Source organism: Paenibacillus sp. FSL K6-0108 (assembly GCF_045040695.1).
In the GTDB taxonomy this organism is placed as follows: domain Bacteria; phylum Bacillota; class Bacilli; order Paenibacillales; family Paenibacillaceae; genus Paenibacillus; species Paenibacillus pabuli_B.
This window is the reverse complement of sequence record NZ_CP150288.1, coordinates 1,487,317-1,505,867: the sequence shown is the minus strand read 5'-3', so window position 1 is coordinate 1,505,867 and position 18,551 is coordinate 1,487,317. Positions and strand designations below refer to the sequence as shown.

Genomic DNA, 18,551 nt, shown 5'->3' with positions numbered 1-18,551 from the left:
TGATAGTTGAGGGATTATCCGAAAATAATTCTGACTAAATATATTGTGCAGAGATGCAAGGGGGAACGTTCTCATGTCTTTTCGGTGGAAAAAAACAACAGCTGTGTCGCTGATTCTGGCGATGCTGCTTATCGTCATTAGTGGTTGTGGACGCCCTTCAAGCGGCGCGACAGAAACGGTACCAACTCCGCCCGAAGGGCCAAATCCTGTGGCCACCATTGAAATGCAAGACGGGCAAAAAATTGTCATCGAGCTGTATCCTGAAATTGCGCCCAATACCGTATACAATTTCATCTCACTCGCCAATAAAGGTTTTTATGACGGGTTGATCTTTCACCGTGTTATCCCAGGCTTCATGATTCAGGGTGGTGATCCAAACGGAAACGGAACAGGCGGTCCAGGTTATGCGATCAAAGGTGAATTCACATCCAATGGTCACAAAAACCACCTGAATCATACGCGTGGGGTCATCTCCATGGCGCGCGAATCTGATAATCTGGACTCCGCAGGCTCCCAGTTCTTCATCATGTTAGCGGATGCTGATTATTTGGATAATCAGTACGCCACATTTGGCAAAGTATCAGAAGGCATGGACGTCGTTGACGGCATTGCCGCTCAACAAATAGGCGCAAAAGACAAACCAGTTACCGATCAGGTCATGAAAAAGGTTACTGTCGACACTCACGGTTTGGAATACCCTGAGCCTGTGAAAATGCCTTAACCTTTGGAACGGATCTTAGTGTTTCATCTTGATTCACAACCTGTAAGACAAACAAAAGCTCTGTCCTGCGTGTTCACGCAAGGCAGAGCTTTATTCAATGTTAGCGTTTGCATAAATGACTTTATAAAAAATGCCCTCTTCTGGCACAACTCTATATGCAGCAGCTCTGCAACCCGCTGATCTCAATACATCCATCCCATCAAACGCAACCAACCGATGATCGCTATCCATAGCGGACAGCTGAAAGCAACACCCCATGCAAGCCCTTTCAGCAAGCTTCGGTTTACTTCCATGAACAACGACTCCTTTCTCCAGGGGAATAGTCGCAGTATCGGTACTAATATATGATTTTATACCCGTTTTCATTCGTCATGTAAACCTCCATTTCCTGCTTTTGTTCTTGTGTTTCATGGAATGGGTTTCGTGAACCTGATATAATATGACTACTGAGTATAAATGGAATCTGATTTATGTTCTTGAAAGGGGATTATTCCATGGCAAAATCGAAAAAACACACTCCTGCCCCAAAGGCAGCACAGGATAAACCGACCACACTAAAGGATCTGTTGAGCAGTGATGTGCTCGAGAAACTGAAAGCTCAGGCGGATGAAGCCAAGGCAGCCGAGGCAGACCGTAAAGAGCAGGAACGCCAGCAGGCTGAAGAAGCTCGTAAAGCGGAACAGAAGCGGAAAGATAATGATTTTGAGTACCTGTTGAATAACAGTTCGATGGACTGGAAGAAACATAAATAACTTTGCAGCAATCAGATCATTATGAAATCTAAATTACTGATACAGGGCCGTTCAACGGTCCTGTTTTTTTGTATAGGCTTATGATTCACCATGCGGGAGTCGGGTATGTAGAGATAGAGAGTATACTGACTGACAATCCATACGATACGGAGGGATCAGGATGACTGAACAACGTTTGCAAGGGAAAGTAGCGATTGTAACCGGAGGTGGTTCCGGAATTGGCCAGGCAACAGCCATTCGATTTGCTGAGCATGGGGCGAAAGTGTTCATGCTGGATCGAACCCCGGAGAATGCAGAGAAAACCAAACAGACGATTGAAAGAGCAGGCGGAGAAGCCTATGTCATTGAATGTGATATATCCAAACCGGACAACGTGCAGAAGGCCATCAATCAGGTGGCAGAGCAAGCTGGTCAGCTGGATATTGTATTTGCCAATGCGGGCATCAACGGCACCATGGCTCCGATTGAAACGATGGAACCTGAAGATTGGGACCAGACGATGGGCATCAATATGCGTGGTACATTTGCAACTGTGAAGTACGCCATTCCCCATTTGAAGGACCGCGGAGGAAGCATTATTATTACGAGTTCCATTAACGGTAACCGTGTATTCTCTGGCATCGGCTTTTCTGCATACGCTTCCAGCAAAGCAGGCCAAACGGCATTTACAAAGATGGCTGCATTGGAATTGGCCCGTTACAAGATTCGTGTTAACGCGGTCTGTCCGGGAGCGATTGATACCAATATCGATGACAACACCTATCCTTCGGACGATCTGAAAGAAGTACAGATCCCGGTTGAATTTCCGGAAGGTCATGAACACCCACTCAAAGGTGAACCTGGAACGTCGAAGCAGGTCGCCAATCTGGTGCTCTTCCTCGCTTCCGATGAATCTTCCCATGTGACTGGTACCCGGATCTACGTGGATGGGGCGGAATCTTTGCTCCGCGGATAACCTTAATAATGTGCTCCATATGATTTAATAACCAAACATCCCGCAAACATTCTGGATATCCAGACTGCTGCGGGATGTTTAGTTTGAAATATAACTAACTTAACTGTTAACTAGAGCGCTGAACTCTTTCCTCTCTTCACCCGGTTATTTATCCGCTCCGGAATCGCAAAAAGCAGGACGTACATCAGGGAGAACATCCCTACAGCCAACACCTCTTCCCCAAGAATGTACAAGGGATAAGGACCCAACATGTCGAGCACTGAAGGTGTATCGGGTTTATGTCTAAGGAACATATAATTGGCGTCCAGCAGGACGTCCATAACATATACCAACAACGCTGCCACATTCACGAATATCATTGATCCGAACACCGATCTCCAGCTTGGACAAAGCTGTTCCACCCACGTCATGTAGAGCAACGCCAGAATAATACAGGCGTGAGCAGTAAAAAATTGAATGAAACGAAAATGTGCAAAAGCATAACCAAGATTAGGCGTTACAATGGCCATCAAGGCTCCTGCTATACCTGCGAACAGCAATGCAGAATGCAGCAGCCGGCTACGTGTCAATAATAACAGCGCCGATAACAGTAGAGACAGACTGCATAGTTCCAGCGGCAATGAAGTCTGCAGACTCCATACTTCCCCATATACATACCAGAGTTGAAGCACAATCTCACAGCCAAACATAACACTAGCTATCGTAATTCGAATGGTCCGGCGTACGTTGGAGGACAATGAGCGCAGCCCATTCCGAAAAAGAAACATAACTATAATCAGTGCAGCAATCAGACTGATCGCCCATAGGTGTGAATTTGAAAATAGTATAAAAGGTTCCGCATCATAAGGGTCAAGCCACTGAGGATAAGCCATAAGCCTCTTCTCTCCTTCTCATTACATAAACACAATATATCTCTTTAATGTTAACTTTTTCATTTTGGCATTGAATAAGCGCACTGTCCAGATGGAATTATAAATTAGGATTGTATTTTAAATATCTTTATGTTAAGATAAATTCAAGAACAGGACACACTTAAAGTTAGTAACTTTCTTAACGGAATATTATAAAAAAATAATTTAACCCTCAGGAGGAATTTATAATGCAAATCAAAGGACTTCACCATGTATCTGCACTGACCGCACACGCCGCTGAGAATTATCGGTTCTACACAAACGTCATGGGTCTGCGACTAATCAAAAAAACAGTCAACCAGGATGACGTTTCGGTCTACCACCTCTTCTATGGAGATGAAAAAGGAAATCCGGGTACCGAACTTACCTTCTTTGAAATTCCAATGGCTGGACAGACGCGCGAAGGTGTGAACAGCATCTCAGCAACGTCACTTCGTGTTCCAAGCGATGCCGCCCTGACATACTGGCAACAACGTTTTGATGAATTTGAGGTCACTCATGGAGAAATCACCGAGCGTGGAGGGCGCGCTACTCTCTCATTTACAGACTTTGAAGGACAACGTCTGATTCTCGTTTCGGATGAACATAATACAGGTGTTGCAGGGGGTAAACCTTGGGATCAAAGCCCTGTGCCTGCCGAATATGGTATTGTGGGCTTAGGTCCAACCCATCTTACGGTAAAGGACGCCTCCCTTACCGCTACAGTTCTTACCGATCTGCTCGGTTTCCGTCAAAAAGGGACTTATCCCGCTTTTGTTGCAGGCCAACCCGATGTGCTCGTCTTTGAATCCGGTGAAGGTGGCAGCGGCTCCGAGGTGCATGTCGAAGAACGGAATGACCTTGCCCAAGAGCGCCCTGGACGAGGCAGTGTGCACCATGTTGCCTTCAGGGTCGATAATGAAGAAGAACTGAAACAGTGGGTTGAACGGGTTCATAACTTCCAATTCCCGAACTCAGGTTTTGTAGACCGCTTTTATTTCCGCTCCCTGTATTTCCGTGAACCTAACGGTATCTTGTTCGAGCTTGCAACCGACGGTCCTGGCTTCGATACGGATGAAGAAATGGCTCATCTTGGGGAATCTCTGGCGTTGCCTCCATTCCTTGAAGGCCGCCGGGCAGAGATCGAATCCAAACTGAAACCGCTGGACACCATGATTCGATAATCACTGGCTTTATAACAGACAGATAGGTAGATGGATAATTCAATAAATCATCAAAAAAATAAACGATTATCGTGGTACCATCACCCGAGAAGCACACCGGCTGATGTTCAGACGATAATCGTTTTTCACGTTCCATAAAGTCCTTTTATTTGATCAAATAAGATGTAGTCAGGGGTACAAACAAGGAAGAATCAGGTGTCTCTTCCACAATCTCCACAACCACAAAATCCGTTTTGGATACATCCACATCAACACCAACCAAACCATCTTCCGCAGCAAGCGATACAGATTTCAGTGTTGTATTATTCCCATCCATTATTTTAATTTCCTGGGAGCCACCTACTGCCGCCAGTTCCAGATGTAATTTGGAATATTTCTTTTTCGTCATGATTTGGAAGCTGTTTCCGAGCTTGACTGAATCGTCATGCAAATAAACATCTTTGTAATCCTTACCCTTATAGGAAGTATCTGCTGGATCTTTGGTATGCCAGTCAGACGTTCCCAACACGGTTTCTCCGAGCGAACTTAATGTCAGTTTGTTCGTTTCCGTTGGAGCTGATCCATTACTGCCGCCAATAATAACGGAGGAGCTGGCACTGTCATAACTGATCTCAGTACCCAACAGGTCACCTACTGCACGTACAGGCAAATAAGTCGTTCCATTGTACGTAATCGGTAAAACTGTCTTGCCATTGGCATCTTTGGCTGTTACCGTTGCTCCATTCATTTTCAGAGATATCTTACTGTTCAGATACGCTTTGATTGGCTCCAGTCCCGTTGCCGCCAGTGCCCCAGTACCGATGCCGAGCGTAAGTGTACCCACCATTAAACCCAATACAACCTTCTTCTTCATTCGCTATCCCTCCTGAAAAGTATAGTATAGATGGATGAGGTTCGTCCTTTATACATTTAAACCATTAAAGTGTTAATGTCAACCATTTCATGGTAAATCCCTGTGCCATAACTTGAATTCGGACAGCACAAAGCGAGGCTAAGTATACATCATTTTTTTCAGCCTCACCTTTTTCCCTCCGTCATTCATACCGCAGGACATATTTTTTTCACAGCTATCCGCAGATCCGCTCTTCTCTAATTACTAAATTCAATCAAAAGATTCATAGTATTCATCTTCATATTCTTCTGTGCTGTATGCCAAATCAACAGCCTGCCACTCGCCATCCTTATAGTCATATGCAAAGTTCAGGTCACCGTCATATAACCCCATACCGTATGCACCGGATGCCGACACACCCAACTTGCCATCCTCCACACTGTAATAAACAACACTGCCGAACTTGAGTTCTTCGTTGTACACTCCACCGCTCGTATCTTCCTCCATCAGAGACGGCTCTGCATGAACACCATCAACGGCAACGTTGATACGAACCTGACCTGTTGTAACACCAACCTTCGAATCTACATGCTGCTTCACGATCTCATCCAGTGATTGCATCTTCATCTCTTCCAATGTTTCCGGATCAATAATATGCGCCTCACCCAGGTAAATCCCCGTCCCATGACCCGCTGTAAATAACACAACAATCTCCTTCTTGCCGTCTCCATTCAAATCCAATTCATGCACTTCCGGTTTGTAGGACCCGCCTTCTCCTTGCCATTTGCTGAATTCCCGTGTCTTTCCGTTCACTTCGAGCACCATTCCGTTATATATATATCCTGAACCCTCCACTTTCATGGGGTACAGTCTTACGCTTTCATTTTCAGGAGCGACTGAAATGTATCCTTCCTTGACGGAAGCAGCTTCTTTCGTTGTAAAAGTGGTTTCGTTCATTGTTTCTATATTGGAAGCCGCGACCGCTGCGGTCTGGCTGGATTGATCATCTATGTTAAGCTGTTTTTGCGATTCATTCATGGTTCTGGCAGACGAAGTCGTGCTAATCGTAGCTACCGCCAAAATAATCATCAGCAGGATACCTGTCCAAGTTTTCAAAATGCTGGGCTCCTTATCTGTAGTGGAATACTACCATTATATCTTCATTTATCGCCCAAGCGTTGCGAATTTGTTAATGTTTCATAAAAATAACTTTACAAATTTCAGTTTTTACGAAAGAATGTTCGGCTTTAACCATAATAAGCAAAAAAACACCCCGGAAACAGCTCAAGGCTGCATCCGAAATGCTTTCGTTTTGTCCATTAATCGATCTGTTAACTGTCTCAGCTCTTCAGCTGAGGATGAAATCTCCTGCATGATTGCGGTCTCTTCATGTGCAGCATCCATAATTCGTCTCGCTTCATCCGAGAATGATCCGGCTTTCCCCTGGATCTTTTTCACATGACTGTGCGTCTGTTCCACGCGGCTGGTTTGTTCGCCAATTTTGGATCCGATTTCATAAGCGCCCTTCATAAACACTTCTACCGTTCCTGTAAGTTCCTGCAACGTCTGATCTACCGAGACCGTTCGTTCGGATTCGTTCACAACCAGACCATGCTGTTCATGAATCAGTTGGGCCGTATCGCCGATACGCTGCTGAACGCGGCTGATCAGCTCATTAATCCGATGCACTGATTGTTTGCTCTCGTCTGCCAGCTTGCGGATCTGCTGAGCTACGACCGCAAAGCCTGCTCCCTCTTCTCCCGCACGTGCAGCCTCTATGGAAGCATTCAGGGCAAGCAGCCCTGTCTCCTCTGCGATGTCTTTGACAGATTGAGTAATGACTTCAATATCGGATGCTTCCTTCTCGAGCAGAACCATGATGTCACGGGAACGGTTGTGGGATTCCGTCAGCTCGTCCATTCCTTTCATCAGAGAAGAGAACGTCTGCTTCGTATGATCGACTGAACGTTCCATTTGGCTGGACATTTCTGTCATCCCCATCGACTGGCTGTGCATACGCTGAAAATCGCTCAGCATTTCATCCGCTGTAATCAAGGACTGATGTGAAGTCGTCTTCTGCTCTTCTACCCCCACAGCAATATGGTCCACCGCATCGGACATCATCTCAATCTGTTCTGCTGCCTGGGCGATGGCTTCACTAAGTGACTGAGCGTTCTGTGAGGTTGTTCGTGTACTATCCGTAATATCGTTTACAATACTTCTCAGATTGGAAACCATTACGCGAAAAGCATCATATAATACAGTAATTTCATCCTGCGTACGCCGCTCTGGAATCTCAGCAGTCAAATCCCCCGATGAGACTTGTTGTGCCGCACGGGACAAATGTACGATTGGACGAGTCAACCAACGGGAAGCAAACCAGCCCAGAATCGCGTTCCAGCACACGCCCATAATGAGCACGATAGAGATATACAACCAGCTTGGCATCGAGAACGAGAGCCAATCCTGAAGGAAAAATATAAAAAAGCCGCTAGTTCCGTACGTAATCAGAGAAATCAGTACCAAACCTGCGACGGTTTTTGCGCCTAAAGTCCATTTCATATTCACACCTCATAGTCCTTTTTTCCTATTTTACCAATAGATAACCAAATAACATGTGATTTAGATCACTGAAAACGACAAATCCACCACCCATCTTATTCTTCATGCATGACTTCTCCTCCAAGTGGAGCATAATTGAATAAGAGAAGTCATAACTGTCCGAACCTTCAATCTGCCAGGGTGATATCCTTAATTTAAATTATTTATCGGCAAGAAGGGTGAAATGATTTAGCTTGGCATCCATTTTGCTTAAATGATATACTGAGTGCGCTTCGGCTTGCCGGAGTTGACCTATTTTTGGATGCCACTGGAGGCGAACGAAATGTCTACGATGTCCACTCGGACGGAGAAAGATTTTATTGGAGAAAAAGAAATTCCTGCTTATGCTTATTACGGAATACAGACGGTTCGGGCTGTAGAGAACTTCCCGATTACTGGCGTTCCGGTACACCGGGAGCTGATTACAGCTCTGGCCGCAGTGAAAAAGGCTGCGGCAATCACGAATATGGAGCTTAAGATGCTGCCACGCAAAATTGGCGATGTCATTGTCATGGCTGCTGAAGAAATGATGAAAGGCCATCATCTGGATCATTTTATTGTTGACTCCATTCAGGGCGGTGCAGGCACCTCCATGAATATGAATATGAACGAAATTTTGGCCAATCGCGGATTGGAACTGTTGTTGCAAAACAAGGGTGACTACTTCCACTGTAACCCGAATAACCATGTAAACATGTCCCAATCCACCAATGACGTGATTCCAACTGCTTTGCGTATTGCTGCATACCGCTTGTCTGAAACGCTGCTGGATACGATGAAACGTCTTCAGGATGCGTTCTACAAAAAAGAACAGGAATTTAACGATGTAGTCAAAGTAGGTCGGACACATCTTCAGGATGCCGTGCCTATTCGTCTTGGACAAGAGTTCGGTGCCTATGCGCGCGTGATCGGACGTGATATCGAGCGCCTTGAATTCGCAAATCGTCGCCTGCTCACCATCAATCTGGGTGCCACGGCTGTAGGTACTGGCCTCAATGCCAAACCGGAATACATCATTAAGGTAACGGAGCATCTGTCCGATGTGACAGGATTGAATTTGCACACGGCTGAGGATCTTGTGGATGCCACACAGAATACGGATGCTTATCTGGAATTGTCGGCTGCACTGAAAGTATGCGCTGTCAGTCTGTCCAAAATCTGTAACGATATTCGCATGATGGCTTCCGGTCCACGTGCAGGATTCAATGAGCTGCGCCTTCCACCACGTCAGCCAGGTTCCTCCATCATGCCGGGCAAAGTGAATCCGGTCATGGCGGAAGTGATCAATCAGGTGTCCTTCCAGGTAATGGGGAATGACCATACGATCTGCATGGCCTGTGAAGCTGGTCAATTCGAATTGAACGTCATGGGCCCTGTTATTGCGTTCAACTTGCTGCAATCGCTGAAAATCATGAATAACGGCATTGATGTATTCACTCGTTATGCTGTTGAAGAGATGGAAGCGAACCGTGAGCGTTGTGCATTAATCATGAAGCAGAGCTTCAGTGTAATTACAGCTCTCAATCCACATCTGGGCTATGATGTGGCAGCCTCCATTGTGAAAGAAGCGTTAAAGACCGGACACAGCTTGCAGGAGATTATTCTGGAACGGGGTTTGCTGACACCGGAAGAACTGGAAGAAATTTTGCATCCTGAGCAGATGACTACTCCTGGTATTGCAGGTGAGCACTTCCTGCGTAATATGGAACGGTTGTAGGCTATTTAAGTTCAACTAATGAATATTTACACTGACAGTCCGATGACATAACATCCTTCCGATCGCTGTCAGATCGGAACGAACAACCCCCGCAGACCGTTACCACGGCTTGCGGGGGTTACTTGTTTCTCAGTTATGATTTTGTTACTAACACATGGTCATTTCCCCCAGCGTTTACGCTCAAATGAAGGCAAAATCTGAAGCTCCTCCCTGTATTTCGCAACCGTTCTGCGGGAGATAACGATGCCTTCATTCGAGAGAAATGCTGTGAGTTGGCTGTCCGTGTATGGGCGGTCCGACCGTTCCGAACGAATCAGCTCTTTCAATCTGAGCTTCACCGCCGGCGCAGAGGCCATTTCTCCGTTCGTTGTTTCAAGACCTGATGCAAAAAAAGACTTGAGTTCAAACACTCCATGCGGTGTCTGAACATACTTGCCTTGGACGGCACGGCTCACCGTCGACTCATGCATACCAATAGCCTCGGCAATAACCGCCAGATTCAGCGGTTTCAAACCGGCAGGACCTTCACGCAAAAATGATTCCTGTTCGCTCATGATTGCAGCCAGGACACGCATCAAGGTTCGGCGGCGCATGCGTATGCTGCGAATAATGGCTCTCGCTTCTGCTGCCCGAGCAGACCAGACCTCATCTGCATCGATTTCCCTGATCCAGCGACAACAAGCTTCGTTCAGTGATACCCGCGGCACCCCTGCTGAGTTTAAACGTAGAGAAAGCTCATCATTTCTTATCTGCACAACTGCATCCGGAATAATATAATGTGCACGTTCCGTACACCCGATGGATCGGCAGGGTTTCGGGTCCAGACAAGTAATATATTCAAAAGCGGCCTGAGCCTGCTGTGACGAAATTCCCAGTCTTGTTCCTGCTCTGCCTGGATGGAAACGAACCAACTCCTCCAGACCTTCCTCCACCATGTGCTCCGCATGCTGGTTAGCAAACGGATCACGTTTAATCTGAATTAACAAGCATTCACGCAAATCGCGTGCGCCCACACCTGCCGGGTCCAGCGACTGGAGAATATCCAGGGCTGCTTCAGCCTCCGGCATCGATACCCCTTTTGCCAATACAACTTCAGTCAAATTCATTGTCAGATAACCATCATCGTTGACACAACCGGCCAAATATACAGCTGTTTTCTCTAGTGCAGACGGAAGATTCTGTGCCCGAATCTGAGATATTAACAATTGTTCAAGTGTAGGTTCGGTTCCTTTTACCTGTAACAGCGAATCATGAGAGGAGAACCTCCCCTGATTCAATCGTCGGGGAAGACGAGTGCGCGGGCGCAGGGCAGAAGGCTCTTCTAACTCAAGCACCGGGTTTTCATCTGCAGCTTCCTGCAAAAAACGAGCCAATTCCTGACCCGACATGGTCAGCAGATGAATGGATTGCTTCATCTCCGGCGTAATGGATAATCGAATGCGCCCATCCTGCACCAACTGAAATCCTAACATCCGTCTCCCCCCTTAAGTGCTGCTCAAGCAACTCCAATAAACTGAAGAATAAAGACTATTTTCAGGAAATAATAACATAAAAAACAAGAGATTGTTAGCGTGCCCAAACCCAATTTCAACTTAATATTTCTCCGATACCAGCTTCGCTTGAGTGAACAGCAGCAAGTAGTCCCTGCCCCCTGCCTTGGAATCCGTTCCCGACATGTTAAAACCGCCAAAAGGATGTGTACCCACCAATGCACCTGTACATTTACGGTTAAAATATAAATTCCCAGCAAAAAATTCCCGTCTGGCTTGTTCCAGATGTTCGCGATTGCGAGAGATCACCGCACCTGTCAGTCCATAATCGGTATTATTGGCAATATCCAGTGCATCCCCGAAGGATTCTGCCTTGATGAAGGCCAATACCGGTCCAAAAATCTCTTCCTGTGAAATCCGTGCTTGCGGGTCCACATCAGCAATAATGGTCGGTTCAATGAAATAACCTGCCTCGTTTCCTGTACCACCACCGAGCACAAGCCGTCCTTCACCCTTGCCTATTTCAATATATTCTGTAATCTTGGCATACGCCTTGTCATCGATAACCGGACCTACCTGATTGCCAACTTCAAGCGGGCTGCCCATGCTCAGCTGTTTGGTTCGTTCAATCACTCTCTGCAATACCTCGTCATATACATCTTTATGAATAATGGCGCGGGAACACGCAGAGCACTTCTGTCCTGAGAAACCAAATGCTGAAGCCGTGATGGATTCCGCAGCCAACTCCAGATCACTGTCGCAATCTACAACAATGGAATCCTTGCCGCCCATTTCAGCAATAACCCGTTTAATCCATTTCTGCCCCGGAGCGGTGCGGGCTGCACGTTCATTGATCCGCAAACCAACATCTCTGGAGCCTGTGAAGCTGATAAAACGGGTAAGTGCATGATCCACCAGATAATCGCCAACCTCACTGCCCGGTCCTGGCAAATAGTTCACTACGCCATCCGGCACACCTACTTCGGCAAGCAGTTCCATGAATTTGGCTGCAATCACCGGAGTTGTACTGGCTGGCTTCAAAACAACCGTGTTGCCGGATACCAATGCAGCAGAAGTCATGCCCGCCATAATGGCGAGCGGGAAGTTCCATGGTGGAATGACAATCCCCACACCAAGCGGAATATAACTCAATTCATTATCTTCGCCTGCAATGCGTGTGAGCGGCTGTGGTTCACTCAGACGCTGCATCTCACGGGCATAAAACTCCATAAAATCAATAGCTTCAGCGGTGTCCGCATCCGCTTCCGGCCATGTCTTGCCCGCTTCATATACCATCCAGGCGGAGAATTCATGCTTGCGGCGCCGCATGAGCGCCGCCGCTTTGTACAAATAACGGGCACGTTCATTCGGGTCCGTATGCTTCCAGGTGCGGAATGTTTCCGCAGCCGTTTGGATGGCCTGCTCGGCGAGTTCTTGATCCGCCTGATAAATCTTTCCGACGATCTGATTTTTGTACGCAGGATTTACGGAGGATAACGTGCGGGCGCTCGTTATTTTTTGCCCCCCGATAATAATAGAGTACTCCTTGCCAAGTTCAGCCTCCACCTTGCGAAGTGCGTTCTCAAAAGCTTCCCGGTTGGCCGGAACTGCAAAGGATGTGAATGGTTCGTTAGCAAAAGGGATATTCATGAATGATTCCTCCTTCAGATGTGGGGATTCGCTGGCTGTTTGCCTGAGTTGCTGTGCATTTTACCCATCACCCAATATATGTAGCAAGATCCGTGCCAACTCCGGTTGAAGAATGATTTTTTTCTAAAAATAAATATCTTTTGTTTAAATCACTGCCCATTTTCTTCTATGAAGACCAACTTTGGCATGATTATTGCTTGATAACTTTGATTAAAGAAGCATGATCCATAAGGAGGAAACCCGATGAGTATCGGAACGGAAATGTACCGCAAAACGCTGCTGACCGTCGCAGGTAATAAAGCTGTGGAGAATCTCTCCATCAAATACGGCAAAAAGCTGGCTGGCAAGTTTATCGCAGGCAACACACTGGAAGAGGCTCTCGAAGAGATTCGGGTACTCAACAACAAAGGCATTATGGCTACACTGGATCATCTGGGTGAGGGTATCACCCATTTAAGAGAAGCCGCATTGTACCGGGATGAGTATATACGTTTGGTGGAAGGCATTGCCCGTCAGGGCGCTGACTCCAATGTCTCACTAAAACCAACCCAAATGGGACTTGCGCTGGACCCTGAAGAAGGTTATCGAAATATACGTGCCGTTGCCACCCAAGCGAAGCTGCATGATCTGTTCGTGCGAATTGATATGGAGGACAGCCCGTTTACCCAAGCAACTATAGATATTGTGCGCCGTTTACACTCGGAAGGTCTGGACAATACAGGAACGGTATTACAAGCCTACTTGCATCGTACCGTCGAAGATACACGTGATATGATTCGGGAAGGAATCCGCCTGCGTCTGGTCAAAGGCGCTTACAAGGAACCTGCATCCGTAGCTTATCAGAACACCTCAGAAGTCATTGATCAATTCAAAACGATGATTCGCAATCATCTCGATCAGGGTGTATACACTGCGGTTGCTTCACATGATGACCACATTATTTCCTGGACCAAACAATACGCGAAGGATCGGGGCATTTCCCCGGATGCATTTGAATTTCAAATGTTGTACGGCTTGCGTATGGGCGAACAGGAACGCCTGGCCAGAGAAGGATACCGTATTCGTTGTTACGTTCCCTATGGAACCATGTGGTACCCGTACTACACCCGCCGTCTGGCCGAGAAACCAGCAAATCTCTGGATGGTGGTCAAAAACATGTTCAGATAAACTTCCGGATGAATTAACTTATATAAAACACAACGACAAGAACAAAAACCATGCTGTCATTTTCTTTCAGGGCACATGGTTTTTTCTATTTGCACAGCATTCCGGAGAATCCAACTTCTTCTTCTCCTCGACTCAACTCTTAATGTCTAAAAAATGAGCATCCCCAATTTAAAATGTCCATTCTCCTGGACACTTTTTAAATATTCTTGCATGAATACCGCCCCGCTTGAGCCTGAGTGCTCAGAATTTATGTAGCGACGATCATATTATATGTTAGTTTTCATAACTTACAACTCACCTGAAATTCCGATCTATCCTTATGAATCCACAACAACTCCTAAGCTATAGAAATGAAAGCGCATTATAAAATTAAATAACCAATACCTCTCTCTTCCACTCCGACAACATGTACGCTTCATGTCAAAAAATATATACACAATACATTTTGAAAGCTATAATATGGATAACCCTCATTACCTTAATTTTTTCTTGTGCAGACCACTTGCAAGCAGCTTGTGTTACAGATGTAGTTTCCGAAAAGTTATGCCCTAACTGAGGTGATTCCGATGAAACATTTACTTCCAGATTTGATGACCTTATTACGTACAGACATGAGTACCCTGGATTCAGGACTCTCCATGACCGTAATCCCTTCCTCTACAACGTTGGCAGAAGCATTACCGCTATTCAACACAAGTCCTTATCTGTTCATTCAGGATGAAGGACCTCTATTGGGCTATATCGCTGTATCCGATGTTCTGCAAGAAATGATCCATGCCCATCGGCTTATGGAAGCTTATTTTGAGACAACACTGGAGACGGCAGGCTCAGCTCTGACATTGATTAACGAAGAAGCTGAGGTGATCTACTGGACATCAGGTGCCGAGCATGTTTTTTCCATTAAAAAAGAAGATATCATCGGGAAACCGGCAGCTGACTTCTTTCCCCCTGACCGCCTTCAATCGCTCAAGACGTTATATACAGGGGAAACCGTATACCGAAAGCAGCACCAGCCAAGGCCCGATCTATTCGCCCTGATTAATGCACGTCCGGTGCAGCTCGATGGACGTATTGTAGGCGCGGTTGCTGCCGAAGTGGATATAACAACCGAAATCCGTCTGCATCAAGAGTTATTACATATGACATCCAAAGTCCAGCATCTGGAGAAAGCCGTTGCCCGTCTGCGCCCGGATTCCGATCCGTTCGCCAGAATCAAGGGCAGCAGTCCGGTAATCAACCAGTGTCTGGAGACTATTCGCAAGATCAGTACTACCTCAGCTACTGTGCTCATTCTTGGAGAGAGCGGCACGGGCAAGGAGCTGTTTGCCAAAGCCATTCACGACCTGCGTGAACCGCAGACAGCGCCGTTTATCGCCATTAACTGCGGGGCTATTCCCGGTTCATTGTTTGAGAGTGAGTTATTCGGCTACGAAAAGGGTGCATTTTCAGGAGCTGATCCAAAGGGAAAAAAAGGGAAAATCGAACTGGCCGAAGGTGGCACGCTCTTTTTGGATGAAATAGGTGAAATGCCGCTGGAACTTCAGGTGAAGTTACTGCGAGTATTGCAGGAGAAAAGTTACTTCCCTGTTGGCGGAACACGCATGAAACAGGCAAACTGCCGGATTATCGCCGCTACCAATCAGAATCTGTTAAGCATGATTGCCCGCAATCAGTTTCGGGAAGATCTCTACTATCGACTGAATGTCATTAATCTCGTCATTCCTCCCCTGCGTATGCGCAAGGAAGATATTTACGAGCTGACACAGACCTTCCTGCAAGAGTTTTCCTTACTCTATAATCGTCATATTGAACTGGTTCCTCCTGAAGTGTTCAAGCTGTTATTCCAGTATGACTGGCCGGGTAACGTACGGGAATTAAGAAATGTGATCGAACGGATCACCATTCTCACCACGGATGGCGAGGTCAAGCCCGAATATCTGCCCGACACCTTTATTCCATCCATGGATCACGGACAATCCATTTTACACGAGGAGGTACAGCTTCATCCACAGCCTGACCTGGCATCAAACTCTTCTCCATTCCCTGGCAGCGCTGACCCATCAGTTCCATCACATGTAGGAGAAATGGATAACTCCCCGAATTCTTCTACCCTTTCCTATCAGGAGCAGTTGGATACCTATGAGTCGGAACTCCTTCTGCAGTATCTGAAAGCCGCCGGTGGCAATAAAAGAACGCTCGCCCGACAGCTCGGTATCTCCAGAGCAACACTCTATAACCGCATGAAGAGGCTTGGTCTATGACCAGCCTCTTCTTGTCGTTATAATGAATGTTTCATAGAATGGTTAAGCCTTGATGAAGAGTGGGTTGTAGCTCATGAAGATACAGAATCATTCTGAACGTGGAAGCCGGACCAGAAGGGTTCGAATATGATTGCGTTTATTATAAAGCAAAACGGTTAGCTATAGCACTCTTGCCAGTCGAACCAGAGCAGATCGCAGATGCCGATAGAATGTCGCCCGGCTCATTGAGCATGCCTGCGCTGCGGCAGTTGGATTGCCAGCATGTGTCCAATAAGCTGTATGTAGCAGCATCTGATCCTGCTGGGAGATACCATGAATCCGCCCCTCCAGCAGACCCAGGATATGCGTCTGCAGATAAATTCCATCCGTCACACCATCCACCCGCGCTGCGTATTCATGCAATTCTCCGGGAGAATGCAGATGAGTCAGCATTTTGCGCACCTCCTGCTCGGACCAGGGTTCCCGGCTGACACCACCAGATGTCCACTGCTGTAACGCGCCGCCCTTCGTATCCGGAAGCAAAAGGGACATCACCCAGTCACCGAATTGTCCACTGCGCAAATCCAGATCCAGCACATATGCCTGATCTGCATACAGGTCACATAAACGTGTACGTGCTCTTTTACTCCGAAAACCAATACTCTGCAAAAACAACTTCAGATACGGGTTGGTTGCGACCAGTATGACCCGGGCCCCCTCCCCCAATAGGGACAACCGGTCCAGAGACATGTAACCCACGAGTTCTTCACGTTTGTAACCTGGCACATCATCCCTTGCTGCAGCGAGTACTGCAAAGTGAGTATCCGTCTGGTCCGGGTCGCAATCCAGCTCTTCCGGTGTGAAACACTCCTGCATTTCGGCCGGAAAATAGTTGGTCAACATCCCGCTGCTCTCCCGGTGCACAAGCACCGTAATAAACATCGCGATCGGATCGCCCTCCTTGTCACGCATCAAAACAATTCCTTCAGGATAACGCTGTGCGAGTTCGTCTAAAAAAGCAGGGTAAGACGGCGCCTGCCAGGGTTCTACACTATATTCACACCACTGTTGGAGTAATTTTTGTAGTGCCGGCAAGTCTTCCTTTCGCATCACTTCCAAGGGAGAAAATAGTGAATCCGCCGATACATCAGCGTACTTCCGATGCTGGAGCATGGATTCCTGACACAAAAGAAGCATTTTCCTGGTAATCTGGCGTCTCTCATGTGGACCCGCTTGTTCATGCAGCGGCTTAAGCAGCCCTGCTATTCGCACACGCATGGCTTGCAGACGCTGCGGTTCACGTTGGCGAAAATCCCGAAGCAGATGCAGTCTGGCCATATCATGCAGCGCCAATCCGTTAGGACCAGAACGTATGAACGACATCCGCCTCAGGACGTTGTATTCTTCAAGCGTCACCTCTGTTTGCAGCACGGATGCGAGCAATTCCTGATTTGCTGTTTCCAGCAGAGTTAATACCTCTACCATCGGATGCAGGCGGGGAAGCGTCAATTCAAGCAGCAGTCTTGCACTAATCATTTGTGACAATTCGGTCCAATCGGACAAGGGAACATTCCTGCGCTGATCCGCAGCCTCCACAGCAAGCGCCAGCCCGAGCGGATGTCCATCTGTCATACGCGCAATCGTCCCGGCCAAGTTCTTATTTAATGATCCTGCCACCGCAATATATTCGGACACTTCTTCACCCGTAAAGTGTTGGAGAGGCATCTGTACGAGGCGCTGCCGCAACCTTGGATGTGTCCGCCACGCTGAACCGGGCTCCGGCCTTGAGGCCAAAATGATAAGTACACCATATAAAGGGAGCTTGGATAGGAAGACTTCCATAAACCAACTTTCGAGAAGAGCCAGCTCTTCATAATTATCCACAGCAAGGACCAGCCGCCTCTGTACTGAAGGCTGATTCAGCAGGCTCAATGGCCGCGAGTTACCATCACTCTCCATGGTCTCAAGTCCCAATGTAGAGGAGAGATACTCCAAAAAAACTGACGGTGTCGAGCCGCAGGATCTGCCATCCATCCATATGGCGGTCGCTCCCTGGTTTCGAGCAACGGACAACATCTCGGACAGCAAGGAAGATTTGCCGATGCCTCCCATGCCCGTAACTGAAAAAATGGTTAAAGGTGCTTCCGGATTTCCGAGCCATGCTTCCAACAGCATCAGTTCCCTGGCTCGACCCACAAAACGTTTTCCATGACCATAGTGGCTGTCGTATTGAACCTCACTACTGTTTTCCATCTGTGTCCTCCGTACTAGATACTGGTACTTTCCATCTACCTTATTTTCTCACAAGTTGAGACTATATTGAGACGCACAGTTACATATGAAGTGATAAAA

General features: G+C 47.1%; 14 protein-coding genes. 7 read left to right on the top strand and 7 right to left on the bottom strand.

Going from position 1 to position 18,551, the window contains the following annotated elements; all coding sequences use genetic code 11:
• The first annotated feature begins 73 nt into the window (after positions 1–73).
• The 3 genes from MHB49_RS06815 to MHB49_RS06805 all read left to right on the top strand — a co-directional run bounded on the left by MHB49_RS06815 (position 74) and on the right by MHB49_RS06805 (position 2,428).
• Positions 74–721: a peptidylprolyl isomerase gene (locus MHB49_RS06815; RefSeq protein ID WP_247901139.1), complete on the top strand. Its 648-nt coding sequence runs from the start codon at positions 74–76 to the stop codon at positions 719–721.
• 494 nt (positions 722–1,215) lie between these two features.
• Positions 1,216–1,473 carry a YqkE family protein gene (locus tag MHB49_RS06810; RefSeq protein ID WP_247901137.1) on the top strand — a complete coding sequence of 86 codons (258 nt, stop codon included), beginning with the start codon at positions 1,216–1,218 and terminating at the stop codon, positions 1,471–1,473.
• 160 nt (positions 1,474–1,633) lie between these two features.
• Entirely contained in the window at positions 1,634–2,428 is a 795-nt protein-coding gene (locus MHB49_RS06805) for an SDR family oxidoreductase (protein ID WP_405155553.1), read from the top strand.
• Positions 2,429–2,538: 110 nt separating this feature from the next.
• Here MHB49_RS06805 and MHB49_RS06800 read toward each other — a convergent pair whose 3' ends face one another.
• Complete coding sequence (locus tag MHB49_RS06800) at positions 2,539–3,300, bottom strand: TIGR02206 family membrane protein (protein ID WP_405155552.1); 762 nt, start codon at positions 3,298–3,300, stop codon at positions 2,539–2,541.
• Positions 3,301–3,527: 227 nt separating this feature from the next.
• Here MHB49_RS06800 and MHB49_RS06795 point away from each other — a divergent pair, with 227 nt between their 5' ends.
• A complete protein-coding gene (locus MHB49_RS06795) occupies positions 3,528–4,502 on the top strand; it encodes a ring-cleaving dioxygenase (protein WP_405155551.1) in 975 nt (324 codons plus the stop codon).
• A gap of 145 nt (positions 4,503–4,647) precedes the next feature.
• On the opposite strand, the gene MHB49_RS06790 is transcribed toward MHB49_RS06795, so the two are convergent.
• The 3 genes from MHB49_RS06790 to MHB49_RS06780 form a co-directional block, all read right to left on the bottom strand.
• A complete protein-coding gene (locus MHB49_RS06790) occupies positions 4,648–5,355 on the bottom strand; it encodes a stalk domain-containing protein (RefSeq protein WP_405155550.1) in 708 nt (235 codons plus the stop codon).
• Between the two features lie 249 nt (positions 5,356–5,604).
• Positions 5,605–6,450: a hypothetical protein gene (locus MHB49_RS06785; protein WP_405155549.1), complete on the bottom strand. Its 846-nt coding sequence runs from the start codon at positions 6,448–6,450 to the stop codon at positions 5,605–5,607.
• Between the two features lie 168 nt (positions 6,451–6,618).
• Positions 6,619–7,896, bottom strand: coding sequence for a methyl-accepting chemotaxis protein (locus MHB49_RS06780; RefSeq protein ID WP_247901131.1), 1,278 nt, complete (start codon positions 7,894–7,896; stop codon positions 6,619–6,621).
• A gap of 322 nt (positions 7,897–8,218) precedes the next feature.
• Here MHB49_RS06780 and MHB49_RS06775 point away from each other — a divergent pair, with 322 nt between their 5' ends.
• On the top strand, positions 8,219–9,652 hold the full coding sequence (locus MHB49_RS06775; protein ID WP_247901130.1) for an aspartate ammonia-lyase: 1,434 nt from the start codon (positions 8,219–8,221) through the stop codon (positions 9,650–9,652).
• 158 nt (positions 9,653–9,810) lie between these two features.
• Here the strand turns inward: MHB49_RS06775 and rpoN are convergent, their stop codons facing one another.
• Together rpoN and pruA are read right to left on the bottom strand one after the other, a co-directional pair.
• Positions 9,811–11,124, bottom strand: a complete 1,314-nt coding sequence (gene rpoN / locus MHB49_RS06770; protein ID WP_405155548.1) for an RNA polymerase factor sigma-54 — start codon at positions 11,122–11,124, stop codon at positions 9,811–9,813.
• A gap of 120 nt (positions 11,125–11,244) precedes the next feature.
• A complete protein-coding gene (gene pruA / locus MHB49_RS06765) occupies positions 11,245–12,792 on the bottom strand; it encodes an L-glutamate gamma-semialdehyde dehydrogenase (RefSeq protein WP_405155547.1) in 1,548 nt (515 codons plus the stop codon).
• A gap of 243 nt (positions 12,793–13,035) precedes the next feature.
• On the opposite strand from pruA, the gene MHB49_RS06760 reads away from it, so the two are divergent.
• Together MHB49_RS06760 and MHB49_RS06755 are read left to right on the top strand one after the other, a co-directional pair.
• Positions 13,036–13,959, top strand: coding sequence for a proline dehydrogenase family protein (locus MHB49_RS06760; RefSeq protein ID WP_247901127.1), 924 nt, complete (start codon positions 13,036–13,038; stop codon positions 13,957–13,959).
• A gap of 566 nt (positions 13,960–14,525) precedes the next feature.
• The gene (locus MHB49_RS06755) at positions 14,526–16,220 is read left to right on the top strand and encodes a sigma-54 interaction domain-containing protein (protein ID WP_405155546.1); all 1,695 of its coding nucleotides are present in this window, start codon (positions 14,526–14,528) and stop codon (positions 16,218–16,220) included.
• 159 nt (positions 16,221–16,379) lie between these two features.
• On the opposite strand, the gene MHB49_RS06750 is transcribed toward MHB49_RS06755, so the two are convergent.
• A complete protein-coding gene (locus MHB49_RS06750; protein WP_405155545.1) occupies positions 16,380–18,452 on the bottom strand; it encodes a hypothetical protein in 2,073 nt (690 codons plus the stop codon).
• Between the last annotated feature and the right edge of the window lie 99 nt (positions 18,453–18,551).